23 protein-coding genes are annotated in these 24,321 nt (G+C 64.1%); 9 read left to right on the top strand and 14 right to left on the bottom strand.

Annotation, left to right across the window (positions count from 1 at the left end):
* Positions 1–19: 19 nt before the first annotated feature.
* The 10 genes from JC607_RS04895 to JC607_RS04850 all read right to left on the bottom strand — a co-directional run bounded on the left by JC607_RS04895 (position 20) and on the right by JC607_RS04850 (position 9,476).
* Complete coding sequence (locus JC607_RS04895; RefSeq protein WP_198835833.1) at positions 20–532, bottom strand: PPC domain-containing DNA-binding protein; 513 nt, start codon at positions 530–532, stop codon at positions 20–22.
* Positions 529–1,986: an NAD(P)/FAD-dependent oxidoreductase gene (locus JC607_RS04890; RefSeq protein WP_198835832.1), complete on the bottom strand. Its 1,458-nt coding sequence runs from the start codon at positions 1,984–1,986 to the stop codon at positions 529–531. The genes JC607_RS04895 and JC607_RS04890 overlap by 4 nt, the downstream gene beginning before the upstream one ends.
* Entirely contained in the window at positions 1,979–2,254 is a 276-nt protein-coding gene (locus tag JC607_RS04885) for a 2Fe-2S iron-sulfur cluster-binding protein (RefSeq protein WP_198835831.1), read from the bottom strand. Before JC607_RS04885 ends, JC607_RS04890 begins: the two co-directional genes overlap by 8 nt.
* Positions 2,255–2,256: 2 nt before the next feature.
* Positions 2,257–3,456 (bottom strand): FAD-binding oxidoreductase, encoded by a 1,200-nt coding sequence (locus JC607_RS04880; RefSeq protein WP_233092683.1) that lies wholly within the window; start codon positions 3,454–3,456, stop codon positions 2,257–2,259.
* Between the two features lie 2 nt (positions 3,457–3,458).
* Positions 3,459–4,397, bottom strand: a complete 939-nt coding sequence (locus JC607_RS04875) for an ABC transporter substrate-binding protein (protein WP_198835829.1) — start codon at positions 4,395–4,397, stop codon at positions 3,459–3,461.
* Between the two features lie 64 nt (positions 4,398–4,461).
* Positions 4,462–5,466: an ABC transporter substrate-binding protein gene (locus JC607_RS04870; protein WP_198835828.1), complete on the bottom strand. Its 1,005-nt coding sequence runs from the start codon at positions 5,464–5,466 to the stop codon at positions 4,462–4,464.
* A gap of 94 nt (positions 5,467–5,560) precedes the next feature.
* Positions 5,561–6,400: an ABC transporter permease gene (locus JC607_RS04865; RefSeq protein ID WP_198835827.1), complete on the bottom strand. Its 840-nt coding sequence runs from the start codon at positions 6,398–6,400 to the stop codon at positions 5,561–5,563.
* Positions 6,393–7,181 (bottom strand): ABC transporter ATP-binding protein, encoded by a 789-nt coding sequence (locus JC607_RS04860; RefSeq protein ID WP_198835826.1) that lies wholly within the window; start codon positions 7,179–7,181, stop codon positions 6,393–6,395. The genes JC607_RS04865 and JC607_RS04860 overlap by 8 nt, the downstream gene beginning before the upstream one ends.
* Positions 7,174–8,694, bottom strand: a complete 1,521-nt coding sequence (locus JC607_RS04855; protein WP_198835825.1) for an aldehyde dehydrogenase family protein — start codon at positions 8,692–8,694, stop codon at positions 7,174–7,176. The genes JC607_RS04860 and JC607_RS04855 overlap by 8 nt, the downstream gene beginning before the upstream one ends.
* On the bottom strand, positions 8,694–9,476 hold the full coding sequence (locus JC607_RS04850; RefSeq protein ID WP_198835824.1) for an SDR family oxidoreductase: 783 nt from the start codon (positions 9,474–9,476) through the stop codon (positions 8,694–8,696). Before JC607_RS04850 ends, JC607_RS04855 begins: the two co-directional genes overlap by 1 nt.
* A 301-nt stretch (positions 9,477–9,777) precedes the next feature.
* On the opposite strand from JC607_RS04850, the gene JC607_RS04845 reads away from it, so the two are divergent.
* The 5 genes from JC607_RS04845 to JC607_RS04825 all read left to right on the top strand — a co-directional run bounded on the left by JC607_RS04845 (position 9,778) and on the right by JC607_RS04825 (position 14,185).
* Positions 9,778–10,440: a GntR family transcriptional regulator gene (locus JC607_RS04845; RefSeq protein ID WP_198835823.1), complete on the top strand. Its 663-nt coding sequence runs from the start codon at positions 9,778–9,780 to the stop codon at positions 10,438–10,440.
* A gap of 101 nt (positions 10,441–10,541) precedes the next feature.
* Positions 10,542–11,771, top strand: coding sequence for a putative DNA modification/repair radical SAM protein (locus tag JC607_RS04840; protein WP_198835822.1), 1,230 nt, complete (start codon positions 10,542–10,544; stop codon positions 11,769–11,771).
* Positions 11,768–13,189, top strand: a complete 1,422-nt coding sequence (locus JC607_RS04835; RefSeq protein ID WP_198835821.1) for a UdgX family uracil-DNA binding protein — start codon at positions 11,768–11,770, stop codon at positions 13,187–13,189. Before JC607_RS04840 ends, JC607_RS04835 begins: the two co-directional genes overlap by 4 nt.
* 91 nt (positions 13,190–13,280) lie before the next feature.
* Positions 13,281–13,598 carry a hypothetical protein gene (locus tag JC607_RS04830; protein ID WP_198835820.1) on the top strand — a complete coding sequence of 106 codons (318 nt, stop codon included), beginning with the start codon at positions 13,281–13,283 and terminating at the stop codon, positions 13,596–13,598.
* Positions 13,599–13,741: 143 nt separating this feature from the next.
* Positions 13,742–14,185, top strand: a complete 444-nt coding sequence (locus tag JC607_RS04825; protein WP_198835819.1) for a TspO/MBR family protein — start codon at positions 13,742–13,744, stop codon at positions 14,183–14,185.
* 78 nt (positions 14,186–14,263) lie between these two features.
* Here the strand turns inward: JC607_RS04825 and JC607_RS04820 are convergent, their stop codons facing one another.
* The 3 genes from JC607_RS04820 to hisN all read right to left on the bottom strand — a co-directional run bounded on the left by JC607_RS04820 (position 14,264) and on the right by hisN (position 17,417).
* On the bottom strand, positions 14,264–15,745 hold the full coding sequence (locus JC607_RS04820) for a phospholipase D-like domain-containing protein (protein WP_198835818.1): 1,482 nt from the start codon (positions 15,743–15,745) through the stop codon (positions 14,264–14,266).
* Between the two features lie 89 nt (positions 15,746–15,834).
* Entirely contained in the window at positions 15,835–16,629 is a 795-nt protein-coding gene (locus tag JC607_RS04815) for a DeoR/GlpR family DNA-binding transcription regulator (RefSeq protein WP_198835817.1), read from the bottom strand.
* 17 nt (positions 16,630–16,646) lie between these two features.
* Complete coding sequence (gene hisN, locus JC607_RS04810) at positions 16,647–17,417, bottom strand: histidinol-phosphatase (RefSeq protein ID WP_198835816.1); 771 nt, start codon at positions 17,415–17,417, stop codon at positions 16,647–16,649.
* 173 nt (positions 17,418–17,590) lie between these two features.
* On the opposite strand from hisN, the gene JC607_RS04805 reads away from it, so the two are divergent.
* The 3 genes from JC607_RS04805 (at position 17,591) to JC607_RS04795 (ending at position 21,366) form a co-directional block, all read left to right on the top strand.
* On the top strand, positions 17,591–18,595 hold the full coding sequence (locus JC607_RS04805; protein WP_092904467.1) for an ABC transporter substrate-binding protein: 1,005 nt from the start codon (positions 17,591–17,593) through the stop codon (positions 18,593–18,595).
* A gap of 90 nt (positions 18,596–18,685) precedes the next feature.
* Positions 18,686–19,678 carry an ABC transporter ATP-binding protein gene (locus JC607_RS04800; RefSeq protein ID WP_198835815.1) on the top strand — a complete coding sequence of 331 codons (993 nt, stop codon included), beginning with the start codon at positions 18,686–18,688 and terminating at the stop codon, positions 19,676–19,678.
* Positions 19,675–21,366 (top strand): ABC transporter permease subunit, encoded by a 1,692-nt coding sequence (locus JC607_RS04795; RefSeq protein ID WP_198835814.1) that lies wholly within the window; start codon positions 19,675–19,677, stop codon positions 21,364–21,366. Before JC607_RS04800 ends, JC607_RS04795 begins: the two co-directional genes overlap by 4 nt.
* Before the next feature lie 63 nt (positions 21,367–21,429).
* Here the strand turns inward: JC607_RS04795 and JC607_RS04790 are convergent, their stop codons facing one another.
* Positions 21,430–22,839, bottom strand: a complete 1,410-nt coding sequence (locus JC607_RS04790) for a PLP-dependent aminotransferase family protein (protein WP_198835813.1) — start codon at positions 22,837–22,839, stop codon at positions 21,430–21,432.
* A gap of 220 nt (positions 22,840–23,059) precedes the next feature.
* On the opposite strand from JC607_RS04790, the gene JC607_RS04785 reads away from it, so the two are divergent.
* Positions 23,060–24,298, top strand: a complete 1,239-nt coding sequence (locus tag JC607_RS04785; protein ID WP_198835812.1) for an aromatic ring-hydroxylating dioxygenase subunit alpha — start codon at positions 23,060–23,062, stop codon at positions 24,296–24,298.
* Positions 24,299–24,321: the final 23 nt, after the last annotated feature.

Genomic DNA, 24,321 nt, shown 5'->3' with positions numbered 1-24,321 from the left:
CATCCCCATTCGCATATTTTCATTGATTTGCCGGACCGCTTTCTGCGGCCCGGATGACGAGCTCCGGATAGCCCGACATGTCACAGTGTTCGCGTGTGAAGACCTGATCGTCCAGCACGAGAAGCACGATCTCTAAGGTCGTATAGACCTCGCAGCCGATCATCATATGGCCGCCGGTCATCCGGCCCTCACCATCCGAGATCGCGAGATGGACATGGGCGGCGCCCTGGCCCGGCGCCTCAAGCCCGTTCAGCGCAATACCCGGGGCCGCGCATTCCACTGTGCCCGACATCGTGCAGACTTCGAAATGACCAGCCAGGATCGTCGCATCCGGCTGATTGGCAAAGCGGATCGCCGCCCGCGTCAGCGAGCCCACCGCCGAGACAAGCGCCGCGGCCCGGATGTTCTGTGCCACAACGAAATCGACCAGCTGGCCCAGAACTTCCTCACCCGGGCGCAGGCGAAGCGTGATGAAGCGCCCCCGGCTTGTGACCGGGGCGCGCAAGGTTTCATTTTGCGAATGCGTGTTCATATATCCCATTCTCCGCTTGCCATCGCCGCGCGGACGATGCCGATGGGGGTCGGGCGCAATGGCAGATGGGCGCGGTTATAGCCTGCCGCTATGGCCGTTACGCCGGCCTCTTCCAGCACCGCAGACAACCCTGCGCCGCAGATGCGGCCCTGACAGGGGCCCATGCCTGCCCTGGTCCAGAGCTTGACGGCCATCGCTTCGCGGGCGCCATCCTGGATCGCGGCCCGGATATCGGTGACCCGTACATCTTCGCAGCGGCAGATCAGCTCATCAGGGGGCAGGCTCAGCGGCAGGCGCTGCGGCGCGGGCCAGAGCGCCGCCAGCCGCGCCGCAAAATCCCGCGCCCGGCGCAGTGCCTTTATCGCGGTCTCATCCGGCGCAGCCGCAAAACCAAGCCCCCGCGCCGCCGAAAGCCCGGCAATCCGCCCCGAAAGCCGCGCCGGATTGGCCCCCCCGAGGCCGCAGGTCTCGCCAGCGGCATAAAGCCCCGCCAGACTGGTGCCGCCATCGGCGCCGGTCTGGCAATAGAACCCCCCAAGCGCCGGGTCATGACCGTGATCCGCGCCAAGCTGCGTCGTCAGATCCACCACCGGCTGAAAGCCATAGCCAATGGCCAGCGTCCCCACACCATCCAGCACCCGGGCCGCCGCCATACCGGGCTGGCCGTCCGGCCCAAGGGGCGCGATCTCGACCGCCTCGAGGCAGGTCGTTCCAAGCGCGCGTGTCACCATATGGCCAGAATGGCGGCGGGCGCGGCTGGCTTTGAGATCCGCCATCAGCCGCAGCGCCTCGGGGAGGCGCGAGGGATGCGCCAGAAACAGCCCGAGTGCCTCACGGACACCAGGGCGCCGCATCTCGACCAGATGATCAAGCGGCGCGCCGGCTTTGGCGAATGTCTGTGCCACGGCAAAGAGAAACGGACCCGATCCGGCGAGAACCGTCTTTCCCTGCGGCCCGAGGCTCCCGGTGCCGGTTTTCAAAAGCCGCTGCGCCGCACCGGCTCCGATCACACCGGGCAGCGTCCAGCCCGGGAAGGGCAAGGGCCGCTCCATCGCGCCAGTGGCGGCAATCACCGCGCCGGCCCGGATCACCCGCGCCGCACCTTGCTGCGAGACCGCCAGCCGGAAGCTGCCATCCTGGCGTTTCGCGGCATGGAACACCTCGGCCCGGGTCAGGATCTGCACGCCCCTGGCCGCCAGCCGGGCGGTGGCTTCACGCGCCAGCCGCACAGCGGGAGTATCGGTGAAGGGGCTGTCGCCCTGGGTGGGCTGCATGGAATATTGCCCGCCGGGTGCGGCGAATGTGTCAAGCAAGATCACCCGCGCGCCGGTTCCGGCAGCAGCCTCTCCGGCGGCAAGCCCGGCCGGTCCGGCGCCCACGATGGCAATGTCGCAATCCAGGATCTGCGCCACAGCGCCCTCGTCCGTGCGGAAATGGGTTTGAGGCTCAGACATGGCCGCCTCCGGCACTGCGACGCTGGTCAGCGGTGCGGATTTCCATCCCGCTCCGGCTGCGCTCCATACAGGCGCGGGTCCATTGGCCATCGACCTCGACCACGCATTCGAAACACAGGCCCATACCGCAAAACATCCCCCTTCGGGCCTGCAGCCGCGGGCTTTCGCGCCATCCCGGCGCGCGTTCCATCAGGATCGAGGTCAGCGGCAGGTCGGGGGCGACCTCGATCTCGTCTCCGTCAAGCGTGATGCGGATGGGCTGGCTCATGATCAGGCTGCCTGTTGTGAAAACCGCGCGGGCGCGTAAAGCGCGCGCGCCTGAGCGACCAGATCGGGGGCAAGACCGGCGCGGCTGTTGCCCGAGATTTCGCCCGCAAGATAGCGGCCCAGCATCAGCGCCCGGCAATAGCCCGAGCCATTGTCGCCGGCGCAGATCCACAGGCCTTCCGGCGCGAGCCGCCCCGCCATGAACCGCGCATCGGGCGAAACCGCCTCGAACCGTACCCAGGAGCGCAGGAGCACCAGATCCGCCAGCGCCGGAAACAGCCGGACCAGCATATCGATCGACGAGGTCACGAAACTCGCCGGCACTTCATTGATGCGGTCGCGCCCGGCAGCGCCTGAATCGACCGGGGTGATCACCGTGTTGAAAAGGATCTGGCCATTCACGCTTTGCTGGATCTGGGTATAGCCGGCATCGACGCCGCCCCGGCGTTCGACCGCGCTGACCACATGGCGGATGGTGCCGGGCGGCTGGCGCAGGCCCACAAGGCATTGCGCCTGGCGCGGGCGCAGCGGCACCATGACCCCGGCGGGCGCCGCGATTTCCTGCGACCAGGGTCCGGCGGCGAGAATGGTATGATCGGCGCGGATTTCCTGGCCGTTGGCAAGCCGGACACCGGTGATGCGTCCGCCCTGGGACAAAAGCGCAGCGGCAGGGCAATGTTCAAAAGCGAGCGCCCCCGCCTCCCGCGCGAGGCGCAGAAGGGTGCGGGCCGCGAAAAACGGGTTCACAGTGGCGCTGTCGGGCGCCCAGGTCGCGCCAAGGACCGGGCCGGTCAGGCCGGGCTCGATCTCGCGCAGCTGGGCAGGTGTGAGCAGTCGACAGGGCGCTCCAAGCGCGCTTTCTTCGGCCACCCAGGCCTCGCCGCTCTCCATTCCCTCCTGATCGAGGATGAAACCGATCTGGCCTTGTGGATTGTATTCGAACGGATTTCCGACTTTTGCGGCCAGATCACGCCAGAGACGGCAGGCCTCGGTCATCAGGTGGAACTCGGCCATGCCATGCATATGAACGCCGATCCCGGCCAGGCTGCCAGCGGTTACCGCACCGCCAAAAGACCGCGCTTCGATCAAAAGCGGGCGCAGACCCGCCTCGGCCAGCGCAAGCGCCAGCGACAGGCCAATCACCCCGCCGCCGAGGATGATCACCCCGGCCTCGCCTGGTGGCTGCACCTGTTGCCTTTGCATCGTCACGCGGCCCCCTCAGCCCAGCTGGCGGAGCGGAAGACGGTCGGCGCCGCCTGCCAGAAACGGGGGTCGCGCAGCCCGGCCGTGTCGGGTGCCGCGCCTTCGACCTCGCGCATCGCGCGAGCGGCGGCCTCCATATGGGCGGGGTCGGGAAAGCCGAGCCCCTCGGTCAGGGTGGCGCCGGTCAGCGACAGCGCCCGGATCGCGGCGAGCTGTGCGCTTTCCTCGGCATGGCTGCGCTCGGGCCGCGCGCGCAGACAGGCGGCGATGGCGCGTTCGGGGTCGTCGAACGCGATGGTCCAGCCCTCAAGCACCGCATCGACCACGGCCTGGACGATCTCTGGTTCGGCCTCGACCAGGCTTGCCGGCACGATCAGCCCGTCCTTCAGGATCTGCGTCCCCGAGGCGCGGCCATCGAAAATAACCAGCTCGTCATGGGGAATGGTTTCCTCGACCACATGCAGTTCGTGATAGGAGGTCATCTGCCCCGTCGCGGTTTCGCCTGCGAGGAAAGGCGCCACGGTATCGGGCATCGGGATCCGGGTGACGGCATCATCGGCCACACCGGCGCGGTGCAGCATCCAGCGCAGTTCCAGATCCTCATGCCCCGGCCAGACCCCGGCCCGGCGCCCGGCAAGATCGGCCAGTGTCGCGATGCCATCGGATTTGCGGGCGGGATAGACCAGCGGGCTTTGCTGCTGGATCGAAAGCAGCCAGCGCAGCGCGGCGGGATCGCGGCTTTCCAGCAGATGCGCCGGGCTTGCCACCGCCATATCGGCCTGGCCCTCGAAAATCGCATTCACATGTTTGCACGCGAAATCAAGCCCCTGGCAGCGGATCCGCACGCCGTTCTTTTCGGCCAGCCCCAGCTCTTCGGCCAGAAGATAGCCGGCGAACTGCGCCTGTTTGTGCCACAGAAGACGGATGCTGATGTCGCGCATGGGGATACTCCGGATGAAAATGGCAGCTCCGGCGCGGGATAAGCGCCGGAGACAGGATCAGACCTCAGCTCTCGCAGGCGATCTTGCGCAGCTCTGCGGGCGCAGCATCGACAAAGGCATTGGTATAGGCCTTCGCCAGATCGACAGGCGCGGTGATCAGCTCGGCCCCGAGCAGGATCTCTTGCGCGGTCTCGTAATTCGCAAGTTCCGTCTCGCCGAATTTGCCGTCAAGGGTCGGGCCGGCACAGGCCAATACCTTCATCGCCCTGATCTGCGCGATCTGGTGATCGCGGTCGAGTTCGGCATTGTATTTCAGCATGATATCCGCCGCAGCTTCGGGATCGGCAAAGGCAGCCTGCCAGCCCTGCAGCGAAACATCGACCACTTTTTGCACCATGTCCGGATTGGCCGCGATCACCTCTTCGGTGGTGAAGAGCCCGCCCGAAATCAGCTCGGCGCCATAATCGGCAGGGTCGAGATAGGTCAGACTGTCGGGGGCATGGCCGTTCTGATAGACAAGCTGCAATTCGTTATACTGCGTGACCTGCATCACATCGTAATCGCCATTCAGCCAGGAAATGATGTCATAGCCCTGGCTGACGATATTCACATCACTCTGCGCGATCCCGGCCTTTTTCAGCATGGCGAGGAATTCATGTTCGTCGCCGCCGAACCACAGACCCACTGAATGGCCTTTGACATCTTCGAGCTTTGCGATGCCGCTGTCCTTGCGCGCGATATAGGTGGTGGCCGATTTCTGGCCCCATTGGCTGACCATCACCAGCGGCACCCCATTCGAGCGCGCGGCGATGATCTGGTTCGGGTGGCCGATCCCGAATGTATCGACGCCGGTCGCCACCATCACCGAGGGCTTGATATCCGGGCCGGCCGGGCGCAGCTCCAGATCAACGCCGGCCTCTTTGTACCAGCCCTTGTCTGCGGCGACGATCGGGCCGGCAAACTGACCCTGCATCACCCATTCAAGCCGCATCGATTCTGCATTCGCGGCGAAGCCCGAGCCCAGAAGAGCAAGGCCGGCGATCAGTAGTTTTATCTCAGATCTCTGCATTTTCTCTCTCCGTTGGAAGGTCAGCCAGGGTTTTCCCCGGTCATTATTCGCGTGAGGCTGGTGGCGCCTTGTCAGGCGCTGTCAGCGCCCCCCGTCAGCGTCCGGGCTCCATCGAGGCGTGCCATGGCACGAACAGGCGTTCGAGCGCGGCCACGATCAGGAAGAACACGATCCCCAGCAGGGCCGAGAGGATCATCGCCGCCCAGAGTTTCGGCATCGCCATGGTGCGGTAAGTGGTCATGATCACGAAGCCGAGGCCGCGGTCGGCCTGGATGAATTCGGCCACGATGGCACCGATCACCGAAAAGGTGACGTTCAGCTTCAGCCCGACAAAGACATAGGGCATGGCGGTGGGCAGGCGCATTTTGAAGAAGGTCTGTGCCGGGCTTGCGGCCGAGATGCGGAACACATCCGCCACCACCCGGTCATAGCTTTGCAGCCCCTTCATCATGTTCAGCGCCAGCGGGAAAAAGCTCAGAAACGCGGTCACCGCGATTTTCGACCCGATGCCATGGCCGAACCAGATGATGATGATCGGCGCGATGGCGACGGTCGGGATGGTGTTGGCGGCGATCAGCAGCGGCATGAACCCCCGGGCCATGAACCGCGAATAGGCGAAGGCGGTGCCGATCACCGCCCCCATGGCCGAGCCGATCACAAAACCGGCCAGCGCCTCCCAGGCGGTGATGCCGGCATTATACATCAGCTGGCCGAAGCCGCTGGTCGCGGCCTCCCAGATGGCCGAGGGCGCGGGCAGCACATAGGGTTTGACCGCAAAGGCCATGCAGGCCCATTCCCAGAAGCCGAGAAGCGCCACCAGAACCACGACCGGCGGCCAGATATCCCCGAGGATTGCCGCCGACCGTTCCGCAAAGCGAGACGCCCTGGCCCGGCTTTTGCCCGATGCGGTGCCTGCGGAAAGCGCATCAGACATGGCTGTATCCCTTTTCAAGCTCGAGATTGCCCTGCCGCACGAGGTCTTCGAACAAGGGCAAAGCGCGGGTTTCAAGACTGCGCGGACGCGGCAGGTCGTTTTCGATGATCGATTCAATCCGGCCCGGGCGCGGTGTCATCACGACGATGCGATCCGACAGCAGCACTGCCTCGCGGATCGAATGGGTGACCAGCACCACGGTGACACCGGTGACTTCATGGATATGGGCAAGCTCCATATTCAGCCGGTCGCGGGTGATCTGATCAAGCGCGCCGAACGGCTCATCCAGCAGCAAAAGATCGGGCTTTGTCGAAAGCGCCCGCGCAATTGCGGCGCGCTGGCGCATGCCACCCGAAAGCTGACGCGGCCGCGCCCTTTCGAACCCTTTCAGACCCACAAGGTCCAAAAGCTCCTGCGCGCGGGCCTCGCGCTTTGCACGCGGGCTGCCATGCAACTCCAGCGGCAAGGCGACATTTTCGATGATCGTGCGCCAGTCAAGCAGCGCCGCCTCCTGGAAAACAAAGCCGATCCGCCGGTCCAGGCGTTCTGCCTTCGGCGATTTGCCATTGATCCTGACCTCGCCCGCGCCGGGATCGAGGAGATCGCCAAGAATGCGCAGCAGCGTCGATTTCCCGCAGCCCGAAGGCCCGATCAACGAGACGAACCCGCCCGTCGGGATCGTCAGATCCACGTCAGAAAGCGCGTGAACCTGACTGCCCTGTCTGCCATAGGTCAGCGACAGGCGGCGGATTTCGACGGCGATCGACAAAGGCTCAGCCATAGCGTTTCCCCCCGGCGAACCAGTCGGAATAGTCCTCGCTGGTGCGCACCGTTACCGACCCTTTGATCAGATAGCCGAGCAGCGCATCCCAGCCGTTTTCATGGCCGTACCCGCTGTCGCCCGAACCGCCCCAGATCGAGCGCGGGTCATTCTTGTGATGGTCATTGATCCAGGCCACCCCCGCCTTCAGCCGGTCGGTAACCCGGTGGGCGCGCATCACATCGCGGGTCCAGACCGAGGCACCAAGGGCGAAGGGCCCGGCATTGGCCAGTGCGATCCCGTCTTCTTCGCTGTCAAAGGGCGTGACCGAGACGACGGGGCCGAAAACCTCTTCGCGAAACAGCCCGGCCTCGGGCGGTACATCGGCGAAAACGGTGGGGGGGACGAAAAAGCCACCTTTGAGCCCTTGCGGCAGCGCGCGCGGGCGGCCGCCCGCGATCAGCCGAAGGCCCCCGGCTTCAGCCCGCGCAATGAATCCCATGCAGCGGTCGCGCGATTTGCCCGAAATCACCGGGCCGATATCGGTCGCAGGGTCAGACGGATCGCCCTGGTGCAGCGCCTCTGCCCGGGCCGCGAGTCTTTCACAAAACGCGTCATAATGGCCGCGCTGCACAAGGAAACGACTGCCTGAGACACAGGTCTGCCCTGCGGCCACAAATCCCGAGAAAAGCGCCCCCGCAACCGCTTCGTCCAGTTGCGCATCGTCGAAAACCAGGACCGGTGTCTTGCCGCCAAGCTCCAGCGTGCAGGGCACCAGCCGTTCCGCCGCCGCCGCTGCCACGCGCCGGCCGGTCGTGGTGCCGCCGGTCAGATCGACATGGGCGACATGCGGGTTCGCGACCAGCATCTTGCCGGTCTCGATACCACCGGTCACCACATTGATCACCCCCGCCGGAAAACCCGCCTCCATCGCCCATTGGCCGAGGAAAAGCGGCGTAACCGGTGCCAGTTCTGACGGCTTCACCACCACGACATTCCCTGCCGCCAGCGCCGCCGCCAGTTTTTTCACAAGGATCAGGATCGGATGGTTCCAGGGGGTCAGCAGCGCACAAACGCCATAGGGGCGATAGCGCGTATAGGTCAGAAACCCGCCTTTCACCCGGTTCGAGCCACCTTCCAGCCCGGCAAGGATCCCGGCGAAATAGTCGAACCATTCCGGGATCCTGGACATCTGCGCCCGCATCTCGCGGATCGGGCGCCCGGTCACGGCACTTTCCAGCGCCGCGAGATCCGCCATCTTTTCGCGCAGCACCCCGGCCAGCGCCCGCAACAGCTTTGAGCGCTCATCCGGATCGGTTGCCGCCCAGGCCGGAAAGGCGCGGGCGGCGGCCTCACAGGCGGCCGCGACATCCTCCTCCCCCGCTTCCCTCACCCGCCATCCGGGCAGACCCGTCGCGGGGCGCAACACCTCATGGCTGTTGCCCGAGGCCGCATCCTGCCAGCCGCCGCCGTGGAACAGCGGAAAGCTCTGGAAAGGCACCGGATCGAGAAGGGGGGTGAAGGAGATGCTCATCAGATGATCGACGCCCTGGAGGCGATGCCGCCATCAACGGTAAAGATCGCGCCCGAGGTATAGCCCGAGCGGTCCGAGGCGAGGAATGCCATCAGATCGGCGATCTCGCGCACCTTGGCCGGGCGCCTGAGCGGATAGGTCGCAAGCAGCTCTTCCCAGCGGCTTTCATCGCCATACCAGTCGACCGCGCGGCGCTTCAGCAGCTTGTAGATCCGCGTGGTATCGACCGGCCCCGGATTGACGCCCACCACCCGGATATTGTCTTCCAGCGAGCGCCCGCCAAGCGCACGGGTAAAGGCCATGAGGCTTGCATTGCCGGTGGTGCCGGCGATGTAATCGGCGTCATAGCGTTCGCCCGCATTGCCGATATCATTGATGATCACGCCGCCGCCGGCTGCCTTCATCACCTGATAGAACTGGCGGCACATGTCGATATAGCCGAAAACCTTCAGCTCCCAGTTGGCACGCCATTCGGCATCGGTGGTCGAAAAGAGATTGCCGCCCGGGATGACGCCCGCATTGTTGATCAGCACATCCGGCGCGCCCACCTGCGCCAGCAGGGTCGCCACCGCGCCCTCGGTCGTCAGGTCCAGCGGAATCGTGGTAACCTCGCTGTCAAACCGCGCGCGCAACCGGGCCGCGATGGCCTCCAGCTTGTCCTGCGAGCGTGCGGTCAGATACAGGCGCGCACCTTCTTCGGCGAAAGTTTCGGCAAGGCCTTCGCCGATGCCCTGCGACGCGCCCGTGATCAAAACGCGCTTTCCACCAAGTCCAAGATCCATGGGGCTTCCTTTGCAGTCTGGAGAATCTGGCCACATGGGCCGTGCCGAAGGTTGAGTTCCGGCCTGTTGAGGTTAAACTATGCCGCGTATGCCAGATGTATACAAGAATTTTGAATATTTTCGCTCATGGTCAAAATATGCACAAATAATAGGCATTATTTGATCAATTATGACCGAAAATTGTGCTTAATGTAACCGTGACACAGAAAGTAGCCCGATGAGTGGAAATACCGGCAACCGAATGACCGAGGTGCCTCATGAGATTTCCAGGGGCGTCGCTCAAAAAACAGGCGAATCGGCAATGGAAATTCCGGCCCGGCCTTTGACGCTTGCGGGTGAGATCGCCGCCACGCTCGAGAAGGAAATCATCACCGGCGACCTCGCGCCGGGGCAGCGCCTTGACGAACAGATGCTGGGCAACCGGTTCAACGCCTCCCGTACCCCTGTGCGCGAGGCGCTGCGGCTGCTGGCGGCAAGCGGCCTTGTCACCTCTGAGCCGCGCCTCGGCACGCTGGTGTCACGGCCGACCGTCTCCGAGATCATGGATCTGTTTGAACTCGTTGGCGAGATGGAGGCCGTCGCGGCCCGGCTGGCCTGTGAGCGGATGACCGAACATCACCGCATCGCCATCGCTGACAGCCATGAGGCCTGTCGCCTGGCCGCCGCCGGGGCGGATGTCGACCTTTATATCCGCATGAATGACCTGTTCCATGCCGCGATCCACGCCGCATCGGACAATCGCGCTCTGATCGCCCAGATCGGGGCGCTGAACAAACGGCTGATGCCCTATCGCCATTTCATCACCTTCCGCCCCGAGCGCAACCAGGCGGCAACCCAGGAACATGAGCTGCTGGCCGCCAAACTGTTATCCGGAGACGCCCCGGCGGCGGCGCGGGCGATGCGCGAACATGTCGGGATGCTGGCAGAAGACGCGCTTGTCCTCGCGCGGAGCCTCAAGCTCTGAAATGTTCAGAGCAGTGCTCCGTCTCGGGCGGCCTGCACATTTCAGCCTGGCCCGCAGGGATGAAATTGACGAACATATAGTGAACATATACTGTCGCGCGTATGGCAAGACCCCTTCAGGACAAGCTGGCGATCCTTTCGGATGCGGCGAAATATGATGCCTCCTGCGCTTCCAGCGGAGGCGAGAAACGTGATTCCCGCAAAGGTGGCATCGGATCTTCGGGCGGCGCCGGCATCTGCCACGCCTACACGCCCGACGGGCGCTGCATCAGCCTTTTAAAAATCCTGATGACCAATTTCTGCATCTTCGACTGCGCCTATTGCATCAACCGCGTGTCATCGAATGTCGAGCGCGCGCGGTTTTCGGTCGATGAGGTCGTCTCGCTCACGCTGGAATTCTACCGGCGCAATTATATCGAGGGGCTGTTCCTGTCATCGGGGATCATCCGTTCGCCCGATCAGACCATGGCGGATATGGCCCGCATCGCGCGGGTCCTGCGCCAGGAGCACGGCTTCAGGGGCTATATCCATCTGAAGACCATTCCCGATGCCAGCCCGGATCTGATCCGCGAGGCAGGGCTTTATGCCGACCGCCTCTCGATCAATGTCGAATTGCCCGCCGATGCCTCGGTGCGCCGCTTCGCTCCGGAAAAACGCCCCGAGACAATCCGCTCTGCTATGGCGCAGGTGCGGCTCGAGGGGGAGGCGGCGAAAGAGAAGACCCTGACCGGCAGGCGCCCGCCGCGTTTTGCCCCCGCAGGCCAGTCGACGCAGATGATCATCGGCGCGGATGGCACCGATGATGTGACGATCCTGCAAAGCTCGACCCGGCTTTACACCGGTTACAAGCTGCGGCGGGTCTATTACTCGGCCTTCTCGCCGATCCCTGATGCGTCATCGGCCCTGCCCCTGGTGCAGCCGCCGCTCCTGCGCGAACATCGGCTGTATCAGGCAGACTGGCTCCTGCGTTTTTACGGCTTCAGCGCCGAAGAGATCGCGACCGGCGCGACTGCCGGGCATCTGGATCTGGAGATTGATCCGAAACTGGCCTGGGCGCTGCAGCATCGCGGGCTCTTCCCGCTGGATGTGAACCGGGCGGCGAAGGATATGCTGTTGCGGGTTCCGGGCTTCGGCACCCGTACGGTCGACCGCATCCTGGCCGCGCGCCGCTCGCACGGCTTACGCTATGAGGATCTCGTGCGGATGGGCGCCCTGATGAAAAAGGCGCGGCCCTTCATCACGGCCCCGGGCTGGTCGCCGGGCGGGCTGACCGACAGCGCCGGCCTGCGCGCCCGTTTCGCACCACCGCCAGAGCAGCTGTTGCTTATATGAGCTTCGCCGTCACCCTGCCCGATCAGGGGCAGTTCGCAGCCTGGCGGCAGGCGGCGCGGCTTGCGATAAGCCACCGCATCCCTCCCGGCAAGATCGACTGGGCCGGCGGGGCCGGGCTTTTCGCGACCGATCCGCTGCCGGACAGCCCTGGCCCGCATCAGGCACGGGTGCCGGAGCAATTCGTGAAACTGGCAGGCTCGGTCATCTGGCATTCTGCGCCAGAGCGGTTCGCCCTGCTCTATCAGGCGCTCTGGCGACTGGACGCGCGCGAGGGGGAGCCTCTGTCGCAAACCGATCCGCTCGGGCGGCGACTGACCCTGATGACAAAGGCCGTGGGCCGCGACATCCACAAGATGCATGCTTTCGTGCGGTTTCGCGAATTGCCTTCTGACGGCAGACGCCGTTTTGCGGCCTGGTTCGAGCCCGGGCATAACACGCTGGAACCCGGCAGCAGTTTTTTCGCGAAACGCTTTGCCGATATGGACTGGATGATCGCCACGCCGCGCCTGACCGCCAGGTTCGAGGCGGGACAGCTTGCCTTTCATCCCGGCGGCGCGCGTCCCGATCTTCCCGAAGATGCCTCGGAAAGCCTCTGGGCCACCTATTTCGCCAATATCTTCAACCCGGCACGGGTGAAACTTGATGCGATGCGCTCGGAGATGCCGAAGAAATACTGGAAGAACCTGCCCGAGACGCGGCTGATCCCCGATATGCTGAAGGATGCAGAAGCGCGGGTGCAGCGGATGCGTGAGGCGGCGGCCAGCGCACCGCGCCCCGGTGCCGCCGCTGTTTCGACCCGCTACCGCGCTACGATGCCCGCAGCTCAGGATCTGCCAGAGACACTGGCGGCGGCGCAGCATGCGGCGCAGCAATGCCGCCGCTGCGGTTTATGTGAGGCGGCCACCCGGACCGTCTGGGGAGAGGGCTCTGCAACCGCCCGCCTGATGCTGGTCGGCGAGCAGCCCGGCGACCGCGAGGATCTGGCGGGCCGCCCCTTCATCGGCCCCGCCGGACAGCTTTTGCGGCACAGCATGGCGGCGGCCGGCCTCGACCCGGCTTCGGTCTGGCTTACCAATGCGGTAAAGCATTTCAAATTCAGCCCGCGCGGCAAACAGCGCCTGCATCAGACCCCGGACCGCCAGGAGATCCTGCACTGCCGCTGGTGGCTCGGGCTGGAGCTGAGCTTTATCCGGCCAGATCTTGTGCTGGCGCTTGGTGCCACGGCGGCGCTTGCCCTGACCGGCAGGGATGACCCGATGACCGCCCGGCGCGGGCAGATCGAGACCGGCCTCCATGGCGGGCCGGTGTTGATCACCTGGCATCCCTCGGCAATCCTGCGGCAGCGGGACCCCGGGGCCCGGGCCCGGATGACCGAAGACCTTGCAGCCGATCTTGCGACGGCGCGCCATCACCCCTGAGTGAACGCGACGTCATCCCGGGGAACCTGAGAGCCGCTTTGCCGTTGAACAGGTGTGAGTTCGTTTACTTGTTCTAAAAGGAGAGCTGACGATGGCAGAGGCCGCAGACGATATCCGCGCCAATCTGGAGAAGCAGATCACCGATCTGAAGAAAGAAGTTTCCAGAATGAGCAAATCTCTCGCGTCGCGGGCGTCAGACGCGATGGATGACGCGGAAGATGCCTTCGAGGAAGGCAAAGGCCGGGCACGGCAGGCTGCGTCGCAGGTTCGCGAACAGGCCCAGCTTACGGTCGGCGCGATGCGCGAAAACCCCGGCACAACGGCAACCGTTCTGACCTCCGTTGGCCTGATGGGCGTTGCAGCGGGCTTTGTGCTGGCAGGGCTTTGCGCCGGTGATCGCCGGCGCTGACGCCTCCGTCGGCAACGGACGGCCGGGGCCGGGCCTCTCCCCTCCCCCTGCCCCGCCCCGGCCTAACGCGGCCCGTGTATTTACACGCGGGCCGCATCCTTATGTCCTCGCGACCAGGCCAGCCCGAAGGAGCGCGACCAACCATGCTGAGACCACTTTTTTTCATCGTGCCGGTGGTCGTGGCCGGGTTGCTGATCGGCTGGCTCAACATCCCCGGCGCCTGGTATGAGAGCCTCGTGAAGCCCGGCTTTAACCCTCCAAACCAGGTTTTCGGCCCGGTCTGGACCGCCCTTTACGTTCTGATCGGCCTCGTCGGCTGGCGGGTCTTTGACAAAACACCCGATCAGCCGCTCCGCTGGCTCTGGATCCTGCAAATGGGGCTGAACTTCGCCTGGTCGCCGGCCTTTTTCGGGCTGCAAAACATTGCACTCGCATTGGTTATCATCCTTGCTCTGCTCGCGACGCTGGTCGCTTTCAGTCTGAGAGCGAGGACGAAAGAGCCGATCTCAGCCCTGCTGTTTCTGCCCTATATCGCCTGGGTCGCCTTTGCTTCGCTGCTCAATATCGCGATCTGGCGCCTGAACTGAGCCGAGGCGCGGAGTACCACTGCCGCAACCGGGCAGGGAAATCGGTGCTGATCATCGACCTATTGCGAGGACAGTCGGCTACCGCTGCCCCTTTTTCGGGCGGCGGAAGCGGGTTTTCAGCCGCTCCCACCCTTTGAAGATCCCGCGCTTTGCCGGGCTCTCGAACATCTCGTCCGGGCCGTTCGGATCGAGGATCTCGTTTTCGGCGAGCCATGCTCCGATGGCGGAGAGGTCCGGGACCTCGTATGGGACGAGGCTGCGGCCTGGTCCGCGCAGCGCCCCGACGGTGGCGATCAGCGAGCCTGTGTCCTGCAGGCTGGCGGCGACCTCCTCTGGTGTGACGCCCAGATGCTCGGCCAGCAGATCATTGCGCAGCGCCGCGATTTCATCTTTCAGATCCGCGTTGCCCGGCTCATCCGCCGAGAGGATCACATCGCATTCACTGTCGAGCCGCATCGAGCGGTTGTTGAAATTCGAGGATCCCACCCGCAGGATCTGATCATCCACAACCATGACCTTGGCATGGACATAGATCGGCTTCCCGCCTGCGGTCTGCGGATGCAGAATGCACAGACGGCCGTGGTGGTCGATCCGCTGCAAAGCCTCGACCAGCTTCGCGCGGGCAGTGTCCATCGCCAGCGGCTCCAGCCAGCCATAGGCGGTATGCGGCATGACGATGACGATCTCGGGCGGGTCCGCCTCTGCAAGCCGTTCGGCAATGGCGTGCGCGATCCTGCGCGAGGCGAAATACTGGCTTTCGGCATAGATCATCCGCTGTGCCCGCGCGATCATATCGATCCAGGCGGCCTCGATCTCATGGACCGGTTCCTGCCCGTCCATCTTCGGGATGGTCCGCGAAATGCCAAGCCGCATCTCTGTGAACGACGTCGCCAGCCCTTCGGGCCAGCACTCGTGACACTGGGAACAGGGTTCAAGGCTTTCCCCCGTGGCGTTCAGCCAGCGCGCCCGCGCCAGATCGCCAATCGCCCGCGCGGCGTCCCCGTCAAAGGCGCTGGTCGCATCATGCCAGGGATCCGTGGGCCGCCCGTCCGGGCTGACACGCCGCGGATCATCATCGAGATGGTCGCGCGTGTCCCATCGCTGCATGGTCAGATCAATGCCGCCGGCAAAGGCGATACTGTCGTCAATCGCCACGATCTTCTGGTGATGCGATCCGGCCAGCGGGTGCTTTGCGTCAAGCTTCAGCGTGATCCGGGGATGCGCCTTCCAGCGCAGAATGGTGAAGATCGTATTGCCGCGCAGCATCGCCCTGAAAGCACCCGTATCCCAGCGAAGCAGCCTGATCTCCAGGGACGGCGTCCGATCCGCCAGCCAGAGGATAAAATCCCCGAGACGCTCAGGCCCCCCGTCATTGCTGTCGCCAAAGGTGATCCGGGTGTCGAAATCCCAGCCCACCAGCATGATCGAATGCCGGGCCTGAAGAAGCGCCTTGCGCAGGGATACGAAGTAATCCGCGCCATCAATGACAAAGGCAAATCGCTGCGCGGTCTCGACCCTCCAGCAGGTTTCACCTGGTCGCAGCAGTGGGCTTTCGGACATATTCCCTCACACCGCATTCATCATATCGGCAACGCCCGGGCCTGGCAGAGGTTCCCTCGCAACCGGCAGGGGTATCAGCCATCAGCGCGTCACTGCGGCGTATCTGCCCCCGCGCAAATGATGCGGTTGCCGCTTTTTTCCTGCAGCAGCGCGAAATGGGGATGTTCCTGCGCGGCTGCGTCCATGATGATATGGTCGGGTTCACTGGCCGATGCAAAAGAGATACGCCCGCAGCGCCCCAGTTTCGATCCATCCGCCAATAGGATCCGGCGCGTGGCGCTGGCAAAGACAGCCCGCGCGATCTCGGCCTCTTCGACGAGTATGCTGGTCGCGCCATCCGCCGCGCTCAGGCCATAGGGCGATGAAAACGCGATGTCGGCGCGCACATTGGCGATTGCGGCAAGGGTCGTCATGCCACAGGTCGAAGCGGGGGCAGGGATGAAATCGCCGCCAAACAGGATGGCGCGGTTCTGGCGCGCGCGCGACGTGGCCGTGCTCAGATGATTGGCGACTTCGACCGAATTGGTGAAGACCAGCAGCCCGCTCAGCCCGGCCAGTTGTCCGGCGAGGCAGGCAGTGGTGCTGCCCGCATCGATCAGCAAGGTCTGGCCGGGGCTGACGAGCCGCAGGCAGGTCCCGGCAATCGCCCGCTTTTCGCGCAGATTCTGGCGGGTCCGTTCCGGATACGGCGCTTCATTCTCCGCATGTGACGGCACGATGCCGCCATGAATGCGCCGCAGGGCCCCCGCATCTTCCAGCTCTTTCAGGTCGCGCCGCACGGTTTCGCGTGAGACGCCAAGCTCGGTGACGATCCTGTCGATGCTGACCTGACCAAAAGTTTCCAGAAGGGCGCGGATCCGCTGATGACGCTTTGCCTGCCACATGGGGCGAAGACCTTTTGTTAACTGTTCAGAAAGGCCAGGGCTTCGCGGTGCAGCGCGGGCGTTGCGGCAGCGATGACCTGCTCGCCGGAGCCGATGGTCAGTGGTTTACCCTGCCAGTCGGTGATGACGCCGCCAGCCTCGGTGACCACCGGCGCGATGGCAAGAAAGTCATATGGCTGCAGGCGGCTTTCGACAATAAGGTCGATATGTCCCGAGGCGAGCAAGCCATATCCATAGCAGTCGCCGCCGAAACGCTGAACCCGGGACGCATCGCGGATCGCCTCGTAATGCGGGCGTTCGCTGCTGTCAAAATAGTCAGGCGAGGTGGTGTAGAACCGCGCCTGGGCCAGGGTTTCACAGCTGCTGCTGCGCGCGGCGCTGTTTGTTCCATCGGCGCCGTGAAAGCGGCAGCCATTGCCGGCGCTGGCGACCCAGGTCTCGCCGAGGGCCGGCATATGCACGATGCCGAGCTGCGGGTGATCTTCGGTGATCAGGGCCATCAGAGTGCCCCAGATCGGCCAGCCGGTGATAAAACTGCGGGTTCCGTCAATCGGATCGACGACCCAGGTCGGAGCGCCGGACTGGCCTTCCAGGCCGAATTCCTCGCCCAGAATTGCGTGTCCCGGAAAAGCCGCGCGCAGCCTGTCGCGCAGCAAAGCCTCGACCGCGCGATCTGCTTCGGTGACGGGGCTCTGGTCTTCTTTGATGTCAATCGAGACCGGCTTGCGGAACCATTGCATGCCCAGCCTTCCGGCCTCGGTCGCGATTTCGAACGCATAATCAGCCATTTCGGCCGGAATTGTCCGATTTCCTGGCGCTGCTGTAACCATGTCCGGACAACTCCTGTGCTGGAATGATCATTTTTAAAAAACCTCAATATAGCACAAATGCACAGATTGCCACATCGTCAAGCCTGCGTTACCGTTTCTGAAAAATAAAACCAATCAACAGGAGAAGGCTTATGAAGAATACTATTTCACTTCTTGCCGGACTTGCTCTCGGGGTGGCGGCTTTGCCGGCACTGGCGGGTGAGATCACAGTCTATTCGGCGCTGGAAGAAGACGAGATTGCCGCCTACCTGGAGCGGGCAGCAGCCGATATGCCGGATGTTACCGTCAATCTTCTCCGGCTTTCGACCGGCGACCTGGGCGCACGGCTGATTGCAGAGGCCGGCAATCCCCAGGCCGATGTGATTTGGGGCTTTGCCCTCACCAATATGCTTAACCCGGCGATCTATGACCAGCTTGCGGGCTATGACGCCAAAGGCGAGGACGCCCTTGGCGCGCAGTTCCGCGACAAGGATGGCCGCTGGTTCGCGCCCACGGGCTATGTCGGCGCTTTCTGCGTCAATACCGAACGTCTGGCCCAGCTCGGCGCGCCGGTCCCCACCTCCTGGGAGGATCTGAAGAACCCCGCCTATAAGGGCGAGGTGGTGATGCCTGATCCATCCTCTTCGGGCACCGGCTATCTGCAGATCGCCGCGATCCTGCAGGGCGCGGGGGACGAGGCCGGCTGGCAGCTGATCAAGGATATCGACCCGAATATGGCACAATATACCACCTCTGGCTCGCGGCCCTGCCGCATGGCCCAGGCCGGTGAATTCGCCATCGGGGCATCGCTTTCCTACGTGGCGATGCAGGGCATCGATGAGGGCTATCCGATCCAGATGGTGATCCCCTCGGATTACGCCGGCTTTGAGCTGGAAGCCAACGGGCTGATGGCTTCGGCGAAAAATCCCGACGATGCGAAGCGTTTCCTTGACTGGACGCTGGGGGAAGGCGCGGCCGAGGCCTATGCGGCGCGTAAGGATCTGGTCACCATTCCCGGTGTGCCGCGGTCGCCCCAGGCCGAAAAAGCCGGTCTGCCGGAAGATCTTTCCTCGGTGCTTTTCCCGATGAATTTCGCCGCTTCGGGCGAGGCGCGCGATGCGATCCTCACCAAATGGCGCGAGACCGTCGGGCGCTGAGACACCTGATCTGTGGGATGCGGCGCCTTTTCCGCATCCCGTCTTCACCGGTCTCCGGTACAAAGCAATTCTGGTTTTGAGTGAGGTAAGATGACCCTGGACATCCGAGGGCTGTCGAAATTCTATGGCACATTTCAGGCGCTGAACGAGATCGATCTCTCGGTCGGCGACAGTGAATTCGTTTGTCTGCTCGGGCCTTCGGGCTGCGGCAAGACCACGCTGTTGCGGGTGATCGCCGGGCTGGAAAGCTTTGAGACCGGCGAGATGATGCTGGGCGGGCGGGATCTTGCCACGATCGGGGCGCGGGACCGCGGCTTTGGCATCGTGTTCCAGTCCTATTCGCTGTTCCCGCAAATGACTGCGGCGCAGAATATCGGCTATGGGCTGAAATTGCGGCAGCGCCCCCGGGCCGAGATCTCCGCGCGGGTCGAAGAGCTGCTGGCGCTGGTCAGACTTGAACAATTCGCCGACCGCCTGCCCTGGCAGCTTTCCGGCGGGCAGCAGCAAAGGGTGGCGATTGCGCGCGCCCTGGCGGTGCAGCCGGCGCTTTTGCTGCTGGACGAGCCGCTTTCGGCGCTGGATGCGCGGGTTCGGGCCGGGCTCAGGACCGAAATCCGTCAGATGCAAAAGCGGCTTGGCATCCCGACCATCATGGTGACCCATGACCAGGAAGAGGCGCTGACCATGGCGGACCGGGTGGTCTGCATGAGCGCAGGCCGGATCGAGCAGATCGGCTCTCCGGCGGAAATCTACGCGCGGCCGGCGACCCGCTTTGTCGCCGATTTCGTTGGCAGCTCGACCCTGTTGAGCGCCGCGCGTGCGGCGGGGTTCGGCGTCACGCCGCCCCCGGGTCAGGGCGACAGCCTTTTCGCGCTGCGCCCGGAAGATGTGCTTATCCGCGAGGATGCGGCGGCCGCAGGCCGGGTGCGGTCGATCACCTTCCTCGGCAATGTCAGCCGCGTCGAGGTCGACTGGCAGGGCGAAACCATCCTGGCAGAGACCCACCGCCTGCCCGGATTTGGCGAGGGCGCCTCGGTTGACCTCAGCCTCCAGCCGGGCGCCGGTGTCTGGGTTCAGCCATGAGCGCGGCCGGCAAACGCGTCGCGCGCGGCCTGGATACCCCGTTTGAAGAGCGGCTCTTTCAGCGCGTGGTGCTGCTGGTGCCACTGGCGGGGCTGGCGCTCTTCTTCCTCTATCCGCTGGCGATTGTGATCTGGCGCAGCCTGTTGCAACGCGACGGCGCGGTGGGGTTTGGCAATTACCGCGAGATCCTCGCGCTTGATCACCTCTGGCGCGTGGTGTGGAATTCGATGGTGATGAGCGGCCTGACCGCGCTGATCTGTGTCAGTCTTGGCCTTGTGATCGCCTATGCGATGAGCCGCAGCAGGATACCGCTGCGCTGGCTGGTCTCGCTGGCACTGATCCTGCCGCTGCTCGCGCCCTCGCTGGTGCAGGCGCTCGGGCTGATTTTCATGTTTGGCCGCAATGGCCTGCTGAATTACCTGACCGGGATGCAAATGCAGATCTACGGCCTGCCCGGCCTGGTGATCGCCAATTCGATGTATGCTTTGCCCCAGGCCGTGATGATCCTTGCGGTCGCGCTGCGCTATGCCGACCGGCGTCAATATGATGCGGCGCTGGTGCTGGGCGCCTCGCCCTGGCGGCGTTTTGTCGATATCACGCTGCCATCGCTGCGGTTCGGCCTTCTGAGCGCGGGTTTTGTCTGTTTCACCGTGACCATTACCGATTTCGGCAATGCGGCGGTGATTGGCGGCAATTACCGGGTGCTGGCCTCCGAGATTTACGCCCAGGTCGTCGGCCAGATGAATTTCAACATGGGCGCGGTGGTCGGGATCCTGCTGCTGATCCCCACTTTGCTGGCCTTTTATCTTGAAAAAGTCGCCGCACAGCGCGGCGGCACCCAGGAAGGCGCGATCCCGGTCGAGCCCGACCGCTGGGCGCCGCGCGATATTCCGCTTTGGGCAGCCAGCTATCTGACCGCGCTGTTCCTGATTGCGATTGTCGCGGTGGTGATCTTCGCAAGCTTTGTGCAGCTCTGGCCCTATAAAATGAGCCTGACGCTGAAGAACTACAATATCACCACCCATGGCGGCTATGATCCGCTCTGGACCTCGCTTTATGCCTCGCTGATCACCGCGACCTTTGGCACACTGATGTTGTTCGCCCTGGTGCTGGCGCAGCGCAAGATGTCGCGCGGCCCGGCAAGGCTGGTCTATCTGCTGGCGATCATTCCGGTTGGCGTGCCCGGGCTGGTGCTGGGGCTGTCTTACGTGCTGTCCTTCAATGTGAAGCCGGTCTTTCCTGGCATTCTTTACGGCTCGGCCCTGCTGATCGCATTCTGCAACTTCTACCATTACCATTCGCAGGGATTCCTGACGATGGTGACGGGCGTGCGCAACGTGCCGCGACAGCTTGAGGAGACCGTGACCACGATCGGTGGCGGTGTCTGGGCCAACCTGCGCGATGCGATCATTCCGATCATGGTGCCAACGCTGATTTCGGTGTTCTTCTTCCTGTTCATGCGCGGGATGGTGACGCTGTCGGCGGTGATTTTCCTGATCACCCCGAAGCTGAGCGTCGGCGCGGTCTCGGTGATGCGGCTGGATCAGGCAGGCTCATCGACACAGGCGGCGGCCTTCTCGGTGCTGATCATGCTGACCGTGCTGGCAGCCATGGGGCTGATGCGCCTGCTCCTTCTGGCGCAGGCGCGGTACAATGGCCGCCCGGGGAAGGGAGAAATTGCCGCCTGAAGGGATGGTCATGCTTTGCAGCGCCGCTGCAAACCGGATCTGCGGCACGAAGAACACGCGGTGTTAACCGGCACATAAAAGCGATGCGAGGTGGCGCAGCCGCGCGCTGGTCTCCTGGGTCCAGCGGAAGGAGAAATTCAGCGCCAGCGCCGCGGCGAAATTGGCCCCGGGATCGGGCGTGACAGGTGCAAAGATCGTGCCGGGCAGAAAACTGGTCCGGGCCTTGCCCGCTTCGCGCAAAAGCACGCCCTGGTCCAGCGGCGCGGGCAGGCTCAGCCAGCAGGTGAAGCCCCCCGCCGGATCAGAAAGCACGCCCCGTCCGCCCAGGGCTTCGGTCAGGATCGCACGGCCCTCCTGCATCCGGCGCGCGAGCGTGCGGTTGAGGTTGCGCAGCTGGCGGTCATAGCTGCGCCCCGAGAGATAGCGCGCGATGCCCCATTGCACGAAACCGTCGCGCAGACGGTGCCCGTTCATGTAATGGGTGACCAACAGATCGCGTTTGTGCAATCCGCCCACCACCCAGCCATAGCCATATTCCGGCGGCAGGGTGAATTCGAAGCTGCCGATCTGCACCACCGTGGCGCCCTGATCGAAATGCCGCAGCGTGACGCGCGGGCCCGGACGGTAGCCAAGATCGCCAAACATATCATTCTCGATGATCACGGTGCCATGACGCGCGGCGATGGCGACAAGCCGCTCCATCACCTCTGGCGGACAGGTGACGCCGGTCGGAAAGTGGTTGGTCACCGTCAGGATCGCCGCGCGCACCGGATGCGCTGCCAGCAGCCGGGCAAATTCCTCCGGGTCAAGGCCGCGCAGCGGATCGGGGGTGATTTCGATCACCTTCAGATCGCGCCGCCGCAGCGTCGCCAGCAGCGGGAAATAGCCGGGGCTTTCCACCAGAACGGTATCGCCCGGCCGGGTAAAGCTGTCGAGACAGAGGTTGCAGGCCTGGATCGCCGATCCGGTGATCAGGATCTCACCCGGCTGGGCAAAGGTGCCGCGGCGGGCGATATGGCGGCAGATCTCCTCACGCATCCGCAGATCGCCATCGGGCTCCAGCCCCTCGGCAAGGCGGCGGCTGCCGGTGCGCAGCGACTGGCGCATGATGCGGTCGGCCTGGGCGCGCGGGATCAGATCGTCACAGATCCACATGGCACCAAAGGTCTCGAACCGGCGGTCCTGCTGTGGACGCAGGAGCTGGCTGTGCAGATCCCCTGCCCTGTCGTCAGGGGCGGTATCGGGCAGGCTTTCAGGCGCGGGCGGAACGGCTGTGACGAAATAACCCGAGCGCGGCTGCGCGCGGCACAGACCACGGCTTTCCAAAAGCTCATAGCCATGCAGCACTGTGACCGCGCTGAACCCGGTGATCCGGCTCATCTGCCGCACCGAGGGCAGACGATCCCCCGGCCGCAAAGCGCCCGCGCCGATGCGCGCGGTGATCATCCCGGCCACTTTCTCGTATCTGGTCATCAGCTGGTTTTCTCAATCTGTACTGATCGAGAATGAGGGGATCTGCTGATAGGAAACAAGGACGCAGCACGCTAATCTTTTCAGGAACAGCCCTTATCTGCGCGGCAGGCCGCGCGACACGCCGGAACGGGCGTGATCGCGAGCGATAAAAGTTTCATCTGTTCTGATTGCCCCGCCGCCTGCATCTCCCCCTTCACCCTCTTCGCAGAGAACAGCCACGATGACCGAAATCAGCCCGCTTGCCGCCGCCACCATCGGGTCCCGGATCGAAAAACTCCTGGCGCTGCAGCCGCCGGGGCGTTCACCTTTGCAGCCGTTCTACACCGATCCCGCGATCTATGCCGAGGATCTGGAACGCTTCCTGTTCCGCCACTGGATTTGCGCCGGCCATATCAGCAGCCTGGCCGCGCCCGGCGATTTCTTCACCGTTGAATTCGCCGGGGAATCGGTGATCCTGGTCCGGGGCCGTGACAATGAGATCCGCGCGCTGGCCAATGTCTGCCGCCATCGCGGATCGCGCGTCTGCCTGGAACGCTCTGGCAATGCGCGGCTGTTCATCTGCCCCTATCACGCCTGGGCCTATCATCTGGACGGCGCGCTCCGGGCGGCGCGCGACATGGGCCCCGAGTTTTCGCGCGAGGATCATGGGCTGCGGCAGTTGCAGGTCAGGATCGCCGGCGGGCTGATTTTCTTCACCTTCGCCGATCAGCCGCCGGATTTCTCTGCGGCGCAGGAGGTGATCGCCACCGTCGCCCGCGCCTATGGCTGGGAGACCGCGAAAGTGGCCCTGCGCAAAAGCTGGCGCATCGCGGCGAACTGGAAGCTCGCGGTCGAGAATTATCTGGAATGCTATCATTGCGGCCCCTCGCATCCCGAATTCAGCGGGATCCATTCCAACGATCAGTCGCCCGAAAAGGTCGCCGGTCTCTTTGCCGCGATGCAGGCCGAGGCGGCAGCCCAGGGCCTTGATCTGCCCGAGACCGATCTTTGGGGCATTGCAGCCGGTGAGGGGCGCGAACCGGTCTGGTGCAAGCGCTTTGCCCTGCTTGACGGCGCGCGCAGCGGCAGTGCGGGCGGCGCGCCGGTCGCGCCGCTGATGGGACAGTTCACGCGCTATGACGGCGGGACCACCTATCTGAATATGGGGCCGGTCAGCTACAGCCTGTCTTATCCCGATCATACGGTGATCTACCGGTTCATCCCCCATGGGGTGAGCGAATGCGAGATGGAGATCCTCTGGCTGGTGCATGGCGAGGCCGAGGCGGGGCGTGACTACGATCCCGAAGCGCTGTCCTGGATGTGGGTCGTGACCTCGGAGGCAGATAAGCGCATCACCGAGGACAACCAGAAAGGCGTCAGTTCGCGCTATTACCAGCCCGGCCCGCTGGCGGTGATGGAAGGGCGCCAGCGCCGCTTTGTGGAATGGTATCTGACCGGGATGGGCCGGGCGGCGGGCTGAGCGCGCCGGTGTGCCGCAAAAGC

The organism is Paracoccus sp. IB05 (assembly GCF_016405985.1).
In the GTDB taxonomy this organism is placed as follows: domain Bacteria; phylum Pseudomonadota; class Alphaproteobacteria; order Rhodobacterales; family Rhodobacteraceae; genus Pseudogemmobacter.
The sequence above is the reverse complement of the archived record's forward strand: the minus strand, read 5'-3'. Positions and strand labels throughout refer to the sequence as shown.